The organism is Streptomyces sp. NPDC000151 (assembly GCF_040301705.1).
GTDB lineage: Bacteria > Actinomycetota > Actinomycetes > Streptomycetales > Streptomycetaceae > Streptomyces.
In genome coordinates this window covers 1-2,361 of record NZ_JBEPFC010000293.1, presented here as the reverse complement: position 1 = coordinate 2,361, position 2,361 = coordinate 1, and the positions used below count along the sequence as shown (strand labels likewise).

Annotated in this window: 1 protein-coding gene; it reads left to right on the top strand. The window is 77.1% G+C overall.

What is annotated here, in order from left to right; all coding sequences use genetic code 11:
* The coding region (locus ABT381_RS35625) for a VMAP-C domain-containing protein (RefSeq protein ID WP_351602224.1) at window positions 1-2,214 on the top strand (2,214 nt) is incomplete at its 5' end.
* Window positions 2,215-2,361: the final 147 nt, after the last annotated feature.

The window sequence follows — 2,361 nt, the reverse complement described above, 5'->3', positions numbered from 1 at the left end:
GCCGGCCCGGTCGGCGGCAGTGCGCTCGGCGCGTACTCGGCCGGGCTCCGCGCGATGCCGCGGAGCGGCGTCCGCACGGTCGGCGCCGGTGTCTGCCTCACCTCCCGGCATGTCCTCACCTGCGCCCACGTCGTCAATCTCGCCGCCGGCCGGGACCGGCTGGAGCATTCCCACCCCGGCACGGTGGAGCTGACGGTGGGCTTCCCCGGTGCCGCCGGGGACACTCGCGGCACCGCCCGGCTCACCCACTGGATACCGCCGCGGGACGAGCAGTTCCCCGAGCGGCACTGCCCCGTGCCGCCCGGCGCCCGGCGCTGGCGCGGCGACCTCGCCGTACTGGAGCTGACCGCCGACCCGCCGTCCGGCGTCACGCCGCCCCGCTGGACCGCGATGGCCGGTGCCCAGACCGTTCGCGCCCGGTACGGCACCGGCGACCCCGAGCACACCGCGTACGGCCGGATCGCCTCCGTCGAGGGCGGCATCGGCTATGTGCACGGGCGGCCCACCGGCGCGGCCATCCGCGGCGGTTACAGCGGCGGCCCGGTCTGGTCGGTGGCCGACCACCGCGCGGTCGGGCTGGTCGCCGCCATGGTCACGCACGGCACCGGCCCCTACGACCCCGCCATGACCACCCGGCTGAGCTGGTCCTTCTCCTGGCAGGTCATCAAGGAGGAGCTGATCGCCGCGGGCGCCCGCGCCCTGCTCGCGGACTGCGCCGACCCGGTACCGCAGCAGCGCACCCCCGACCGGCTCCGCGAGGACCTGCGCCTCCTGCTGGACCGCGCGCTGCCCGACGAGGCGCACCTCCGCAAGCACGCGGCGCGCTTCGCCGAGCGGTGCCGGCTGCCGCACCCCGAGGACGGCTCGCTGCCGACCCTGGAGGAGTGGACGGAGGTGCTGGTCACCGTTGACCGGGCGGTGCCCGCGCTGGCCGAGGTGCTCGCGCCGTACGACCCGGTGAGCGCCCGCGCGCTGCGCGACCTGGCCCGGCTCACCCCGCGCCTGACGGACCACTGGATGTCCCCGTGGGAGGAGCAGGCGCTGCTCCAGCTGCTCGGCACGCTCCCCGACGACGTCCGCCGGCGGGTCCCGGAGGCCACCCGCAGCGCCTTCCCGTATCCGCTGCCGGACGAGGTGGTGGACGGTACGGGGCTCAGCGACCCGAAGGTCTTCGCCGCGTACGCGCGGCGCTGGGTGAGCGCGCTGGAGAGCCGCGCGGGCGACGGGCGGCAGGTGCCGGCCGGTTCGCCGGGCGTGCCGGCGCTGCTGCGCGCGGTGGAGTTCGTCGCCGCGCTCGGCAGCCCGCTCGCGCAACGCACCGAACTGCGGCTGTGGAACGAGCGGATGGCGGGCCACCTCGGCATCGACGCGGGCACCCTCGCCGACCGGCGGGCCGACGCGGACCAGTGGGCGCAGGCCGCGGTGAGCGCGCCGCCGCGGCTGGTGGTCGAGCTGACCGGCGGCACGGGCCACGGCCGCACCCGCCGGTACGACGTGGGGTTCTGGACGGACGTGGGCGACGGGCGGCTGCAGCCCGCCGCGGGCGCGGGCGCCGACCCGCTGACCCCGGCCGAGATCGTCGGAATCCTGCACAAGCATCTGGACCGGCTGGCCGGCGCCTCGGTCGGGCAGGCGTGGCCGGCGGTCGAACTGATCGTGGAACACGGCGACCTGGAGATCGACCTGGACTCCCTGGACGCCGCGGGCGAGGGCCCGCTGCCGCCCAAGGTCGTCGGCACCCGCTATCCGATGGTGCTGCGCTGCCCCAGCATCCGGCGGCTGGCCGACAGCGACGGCGTGTGGCGGCGCCGGTGGCGGGCGCTGGGCAAGAAGGGCGCGGTGCGGCTGGACGCGGCGCACGACGACCCGGGCCGGGTGGCCGGGCTGCTCGACGAGGACCTGGACGCGTCCGTCGTGGTGGTCGGCACGCCGCACGGCACCCGCGCCAGGACCGCGACGTGGTGCCTGGCCTGCGGAGTACCGGTACTGCTCTGGGACCGCGGGGAGCAGGCGGCGGACGGCGACCGGCTCTTCGCGCTCGACCCGCCCTCGCGGGTGCACCAACTCCCCGATGCCGTACGGGAGTACCGGGCGAAGGCCCGCCGCTCCCCCGACGACCACCGTGCCCGCCCGGTCCTGGTGTGGGACGATCCGGGCCGTCCGCTGCCGCTGACCGCGCATCTGACCGACCCCTCCGAGCGAGCGGAACTGTAGGAAGTCCAGGGAGCCATGAGCACCGAGAAAGCACCCGCCGACCCCCACGAGCCCCCGGACGCCGCCGTCCCCGGTCCCGCCCGGCCCGCCGACGACGGCGGCACCGGCGCCGCGGACGGCTGGCGGCTGTTCCGCGGCGACGGCCGG